Here is a 6460-nt window from a genome sequence, read left to right on the forward strand (position 1 = left end):
CTTGGGCTATGCGGTGGGGGAGAAGGCGGAGTATCTGCCTGAAGCGTTGGAGCGAGCGCAAAGCGAAGCCTTTGACGTGGCGATGTTGGATGTCAACCTGCACGGCCAAGAGTCCTTCCCGGTCGCAGATGTGCTGATGGAGCGCGGGATCCCGTTTGTGTTCACCACGGGCTTTGAGGCTAGGACCCTTCCCGAGCGTTTCCAACGAACCCCGGTCATGGAGAAGCCATTCCGAGTCAAGGACATTCGGCGCGCCATCTCTGAGCTCCACCCGGCGGCGTCTGTCTGACCGGCGTTGAGGGTCGGATTCGCCCGGCCGTCACTTCTACATCGCGTTTCGTCGATGCTTGTCTGGATAGGGTGCGGTTTCCCCTGATCCAAACGAGGAGTTGCACCATGGCTGAAACCAAAGAAAACCTGCTCGATTGGCTCCGCGATGCTCATGCGATGGAGCAGCAGGCGGAGACCATGCTGAAGGGCCAGGCGTCCCGCATCGAGCACTATCCCGTCTTGAAAGCGCGAATCGAAGAGCACATCCAAGAAACGATCGGCCAGCGAGAGCTGCTGGAAGGGTGCATCAAGCGCCTGGGCGGTTCTCCTTCCACCATCAAAGACGTGATGGGCAAGATGGCCGCCTTCGGTCAAGCGCTGGGCGGGATGACCGCCTCGGATGAGATCGTGAAAGGCGCGATGGCCGGCTACGTGTTCGAGCACTTCGAAATCGCGTCTTACACCGCGCTGATCGCGGCCGCCAAGACCGCCGGCGACCCGGAGACGGCCCGCGTATGCGAGGAGATCTTGGGCCAGGAAGAAGCAATGGCCGATTGGCTGGCCTCGCACTTGCCCGAAGTGACCGAGGAGTTCCTGGTGCGCGACGCGACCCCAGGCGTCGAAGCCAAGAAGTAACGGCTGGATCGTCATCAGTGCCCTGTCGGATGCGCTACGACGCTCCGACGGGGCCTCGACTTGCCATGCGTCTCAGGGCGCGCGGTAGACAATGCAGCGTCGGAACTCAATCAGGGCGGGAAGCACCGTAAGGAGGAGCGCCGGCACGATGGCAAACAACCACAAGGCGATGGGAGCCAGGTCAAGTGCCAGGCCAGTAGCGACATGCGTATCAGGCATAGACCAGTAAACGGCGCCGATTGCGATCAAAGGGGCCAAGTCCAAGATGCTATGAACGTGCTGCTCCAAGGGGCGAATGGCTCGCGTGGGATAGGCCACGCGGGTGTCCCAATAGCCTGTGATGGCGTGCAGACACACCAGCGCCAGAAGGATCAGGAAAAGCGGTTGAGACGCTCGAAAGGAGAGCCATAGCAGCGTTGCCGCCCCCAGGATCGCGATCTGCACCAAGTGCAGCCCGGATTCTTTTAGCCCCGACGTGGTTTCGATGCTACTGGCTCTGTGAAGCCAAAAGTCGATGGCCCCTGCAGTAAGCCAAAGCAGATAGAGACCATGCCAAATCGTCACGTCCATCGCTGAGTTGAACATTGTCGCTCCCGGAATCAGTTGCAATCACTTCTCACCGTGACTCCCGCGTAATGGGTGCAAGCTTAGCTCTACCGAAAATACTAGGGAACTACCGCTTACGACGGCGTGTTTTTTCGTCGCGCGTGCGAGCGTTCGTGTATGAATGGCGACTCGACTAGAGCTGCCCAGCGGCTTGACGTCCCCTTGACGCCTTGGTGACACGCCGTGCTCTCTCTGAAGCGGATATTTGTCTCCAACCTTATTAGGAGAATCGTATGAGCGCTTATCCACAGTTTCTGGCTGCGCCGCCGCGAGTGACCCGAATGGAAATGGCGGATCTCTACGCGGGCGATGCCACCACCGTGGTCCAGCTGGACGCGACCCCCTGCGATACGTGGATTCAGAACCTGCAAGGGCTGGTGAGCCGGTCCCCAGAGCTTGCCGGAACACGCGTGGAAGTGGACGGTTCATGGGTCCACTTTATCGGCGTGCGGAAAACGCGAGGCCCCGTCGCAGCTCACCTATTGGAAGTGATTGCTGCTGCAGGCGAGATGGCCTACGGACCTGTCGCTGTTCGGCCAACAGCGTTCAGCGCGACCCCATCTCCCGCTATGCAGTGACCTGAAGCCGGCAGTTGCTTGGGCCCAAACCATTTAGGACGAACGGAGGAGATCACCATGATCGACGACAAAAAGAACACTGGCAGCCCGGACCCCGACCGCATCAACGTCAACGAAGATTACGAGCTCCAGTATTGGACCAAGGCGCTGGGTGTCAGCGCCGAGGAACTGCGGGCGGCGGTGAAGGCCGTAGGTCCGACGGCGGTCGCGGTGCGAAAGCACTTGCACAAGTAACCGGGGAAGGGCATGTCGCTTACGGAATACCGCCGCAAGCGGAGCTTTGACAAAACGAAGGAGCCGGAGCCCGGCAAGGCGTTGCCGCAGGGGAAACGGGCGATTTTCGTGGTCCAGCTACACCACGCCAGCCGCCGGCATTACGACTTCAGGCTCCAAGTCGGGGACGCGCTGAAGAGCTGGGCCGTTCCCAAAGGGCCCAGCTACGATCCGACGGTCAAACGGATGGCCGTAGAGGTGGAAGACCATCCCGTGGACTATGCCGGCTTCGAAGGCGACATCCCCAAAGGGCAATACGGCGGCGGGCACGTCGCCCAGTTTGACCACGGTGTGTGGGCGACGACGGGCGACCCGGAAGCCCAGCTCGCCAAGGGGCATCTTCGGTTCGAGTTGTTTGGCACGAAGCTGAAGGGTGGATGGCACCTGGTCCGGTCGGGTAAGCCCGCCAAGCAGCCGCAATGGTTACTATTCAAAGACGACGATGCCTTCGCAAGCGACGTGGAGGCGGACGATTTGCTTGGCGATGTGACCGCACCGCCCGCCGAAGATCTGAAGCGCGCGGGCGCGGGGAAGGCCGATAAGAAGAAGCTCACCGCCGTCGCGTTGCCGAAGAAAGGACGGCGCAGGGACTGGGCGAAGAAAGCCTCGGCGCTGACCAAAGCCAAGAAAGCCAAAGCGCCCGAAGGCCCGTTCGAGCCGCAGCTGGCCAAGCTGGGAGACGTGCCCCCCAAGGGAGACCAGTGGATTCATGAGATCAAGTGGGACGGTTACCGCATTCTGGCCACGATCGCTGAGGGCCAAGTGCAGCTATGGTCCCGCAATGCGCTGGAGTGGACGTCGAAGATCCCCGAAATCCGGGACGCTGTGGCCGCCTTGGGGCTGAAATCAGGCGCATTGGACGGCGAACTCATCGCCGGCAGTGGCACCAAGGAGGACTTCAACCTCCTCCAGGCCACGTTATCCGGGGAGCGCCAAGGCACGTTGGCTTACGCCCTGTTCGATTTGCTCCACATCGACGGAATCGACATCGCCGATGCGCCCCTGCTGGAGCGCAAGGAGCTCCTGCAAGAGCTCTTGGAAGGGAGTTCAGGGCCCTTGGCCTACAGCTCGCACATCGAGGGGGACGGGGAATCGGCCTATCAACTCGCCGGCGACCGCCACTTCGAAGGGATTATCTCCAAGCGAGCTGATCGGGCCTATCGCGGTGGCCGAAGCGAGGACTGGAAGAAGACCAAGCAGTTGGCCAGCGATGAGTTTGCGGTGGTGGGCTACACCGCCCCCAAGGGAAGCCGCGCCGGCTTTGGGTCGCTGTTGTTGGCCAAGCCGGATCCCAAACACGGGTGGCTTTACGTGGGGCGAGTGGGCTCGGGCTTCTCCGACACGCTCATCAAGGAGTTGAGCCAGTTGATCGGCCGGGCGGGTGGAAAGACGCCCACGGCCCACGTGCCCACCAAGGATACCGACCTTCGGTCAGCGACTTGGTTTGAGCCGCGCTTTGTCGTGGAAGTGTTCTACCGGGGCATTGGTGGGCAACAACTGCTGCGTCAACCCTCGCTCAAAGCGGTTCGGCGAGACAAAGACGTGGCCGACCTGGCCGACTCAGACAGGACACCTCCAGCGGACAAGGCCACGGATGCAGTCCCGTTAAAGTCGTCCCGGAAGGCGACCAAAAAACCTTCTGCGGGGAGCTCGGCCAAGTCGGTAGGTGAAGCGCGCACGCCGCCCAAACTGTCCAGTCCCACCAAGGTAATCTTTCCGGACATAAAGGCGACTAAACAGGACGTGTGGGATTACTACACGGCCGTGATGGATCATTTGCTTCCCGAGATCATCGGCCGTCCGTTGTCGATCATTCGCTGTCCCAGCGGGACAGCCAAGCCCTGTTTCTTCCAAAAGCACCACACGGCCGGCTTGGAGCTGGTGGATTCGGTTCGCCTTAAAGAGGACAGCGGCGTCAACGCGCACTACCTGGTGGTTCGCGACGCGGCCAGCCTGCTGGAGCTGGTGCAGTTCAACGCGCTGGAGTTTCACCCTTGGGGTAGCCACGCAGAGGACCCGGACAGGGCTGATCGCGTGGTCTTCGACTTGGACCCGGGCCCGGATGTTCCGTTCTCCGAGGTCAAAAAGGCCGCCGTGGACATCCGGAAGCTGCTTGAGCAACTGGAACTGGAGTCGTTCTTGCGGGTGTCGGGAGGGAAAGGCTTGCACGTGGTGGTGCCCTTGAACCCCGGGTGCGATTGGGACCTGACCAAGCGGTTTGCCAAAGGGTTCGCCGAGGCCTTGTCTCAGTCGGAGCCGACCCGCTTCCTGGCGACCTCGACCAAGAGCCTTCGCAACAAGCGCATCTTTGTCGACTACCTGCGAAACGGCCGCGGCGCCACGGCTGTGGCCTCCTATTCACTGCGTGGTCGGCCCGGCGCGCCTGTGGCCGTGCCCATCGCCTGGAGCGAGCTCTCCAAGCTGACCCGTGCGGATGCTTTCACCATGAAGGAGGTGCCCGAAAAGCTGAAGCGGCGCCGAAAAGATCCGTGGGCGGACATCAACACGATTCAGCAGAACCTGGCCCGGTGGGCACAAGACGACTGATCTTGGCCCCTGCGTTGGAACCCATTTGCCGTATGCACGCTGACGGGCCGAGCGCAGGGTCACGGAGTCCTTCTGACTACGACAGAACGCGAAGTCCAAGGGCACGACCGAGTGGCAGCGGAACTTCTTCCGAGGGGCATGACCCACCAAGAGCCCGCTCACGCTCCACTCGCATAGCATTCGCACGCGGTTGATCTGGGCCGTCTGATGATTCAGGTCCTGGCTATCCTTGGACTAGAGCCCATGAAACGGACCCTCGTATACGCCGCTCTGCTGTGCGTCTTAACTGGCCCCGTGCTTGCCCAGCAGGGCGATGGGACGGACGTTCCCGCCCGGGTCAACACCTTCAAACCCGACAAAGTCCCCGCTACTGACCAGCGCATTGCCGCGCTGAAGGTGCCGCAGGGATTCGAGGTCAAGGCCTTCGCCAAGGACCTGAAGAACATTCGGATCATCGCCGTTGCTCCAAACGGCGACATTTACGTCTCCCGTCGGGAGCAAGGCGACGTGTTGCTCTTGAAGGACGCCAACGAAGACGGAGCCCTGGACGAGGCGCCTAGGGCGGTAACGCACCGACCCAACGTCCACGGGTTGGCAATCGGAGGCGGACAGCTCTACATGGCTACCCCGACCGAGGTCTTTCGAGCGCCCATCAATGCAGACGGTTCCCTGGGTGCCGTCGAGCGAATCATCAACGATTTGCCGGACGGCGGACAGCATCCCAACCGGACGATGGCGTTCGGCCCAGACGGTATGCTCTACATCAGCGTGGGCTCGTCCTGTAACGCATGCAACGAGACCAACCCGGAGCATGCCGCCTTGTTACGGTCAACGCCTGATGGCAAAAGCAGGACGATCTTCGCTAGTGGGCTGCGAAACACGATCGGCTTCGCGTGGGACCCCAAATTTGGCGAGTTGTGGGGCATGGATCACGGCATCGACTTCCTGGGCGATGACGTCCAGCCGGAGGAACTGAACCACATCGTCAAAGGCAAGCAGTATGGCTGGCCGCACATCTGGGGGAAGGACGGACAAAACCCGCAGAGCACCCCGCCGGGGGAAATCACGAAGGCGCAGTGGGCTCAGATGAGCGAGCCCATGACGCTGGGCTATACCGCCCATGCCGCCCCCATGCAAATGGTGTTCTACACGGCCAGCCAGTTCCCGGCGGAATACCGGGGCGATGCGTTCGTCACCATGCGTGGCTCATGGAATCGAAAGCCCGCCTCTGGTTACGAGGTGGTTCGGGTCCGCTTCCGCAACGGGCAGCCCACCGCCTTTGAGCCGTTCTTGACCGGGTTCCTGGTCGATGGGGGCCAGAAGCATGGGGCCCGGCCGGTGGGGCTGGCCATCACACGTGGCGGAGCCCTGTTGGTGGGCGATGATGCCAATGGCACGCTCTATCGGGTGAGCTACAGCGGCGGCACCCCTGCTGCAGCGCAGCCCACCGCGATTCCTTCGCAGTCCCTTGAGCGGCAGGTCACCGCCGGGGCGGGTGTCCCGTTGGGCTTGGAGCGCACCCCCGAAACAGTGGCCAACGCGGGGCGGTC

Annotated in this window: 7 protein-coding genes; 6 read left to right on the forward strand and 1 reads right to left on the reverse strand. The window is 61.8% G+C overall.

Annotation, left to right across the window (positions count from 1 at the left end; all coding sequences use genetic code 11):
- Window position 1: 1 nt before the first annotated feature.
- A complete protein-coding gene (locus tag KVS69_RS17530) occupies window positions 2-289 on the forward strand; it encodes a response regulator (protein WP_254622256.1) in 288 nt (95 codons plus the stop codon).
- A 107-nt stretch (window positions 290-396) separates the two neighbouring features.
- Window positions 397-906, forward strand: a complete 510-nt coding sequence (locus KVS69_RS17535) for a ferritin-like domain-containing protein (protein WP_217539222.1) — start codon at window positions 397-399, stop codon at window positions 904-906.
- Window positions 907-978: 72 nt separating this feature from the next.
- On the opposite strand, the gene KVS69_RS17540 is transcribed toward KVS69_RS17535, so the two are convergent.
- Window positions 979-1491, reverse strand: a complete 513-nt coding sequence (locus tag KVS69_RS17540; protein ID WP_217539223.1) for a hypothetical protein — start codon at window positions 1489-1491, stop codon at window positions 979-981.
- A gap of 254 nt (window positions 1492-1745) precedes the next feature.
- On the opposite strand from KVS69_RS17540, the gene KVS69_RS17545 reads away from it, so the two are divergent.
- The 4 genes from KVS69_RS17545 to KVS69_RS17560 all read left to right on the forward strand — a co-directional run.
- Window positions 1746-2090, forward strand: a complete 345-nt coding sequence (locus KVS69_RS17545; RefSeq protein WP_217539224.1) for a hypothetical protein — start codon at window positions 1746-1748, stop codon at window positions 2088-2090.
- A 57-nt stretch (window positions 2091-2147) separates the two neighbouring features.
- On the forward strand, window positions 2148-2324 hold the full coding sequence (locus KVS69_RS17550; protein WP_217539225.1) for a DUF3606 domain-containing protein: 177 nt from the start codon (window positions 2148-2150) through the stop codon (window positions 2322-2324).
- Window positions 2325-2336: 12 nt separating this feature from the next.
- Window positions 2337-4910: a DNA ligase D gene (gene ligD / locus KVS69_RS17555; protein WP_217539226.1), complete on the forward strand. Its 2574-nt coding sequence runs from the start codon at window positions 2337-2339 to the stop codon at window positions 4908-4910.
- Window positions 4911-5153: 243 nt separating this feature from the next.
- Window positions 5154-6460: PQQ-dependent sugar dehydrogenase (locus KVS69_RS17560; protein ID WP_217539227.1), on the forward strand; the 1307-nt coding region annotated here is incomplete at its 3' end.

The sequence above is a fragment of the Stenotrophomonas sp. GbtcB23 genome (assembly GCF_019091045.1).
GTDB lineage: Bacteria > Pseudomonadota > Gammaproteobacteria > Xanthomonadales > Xanthomonadaceae > Stenotrophomonas > Stenotrophomonas rhizophila_A.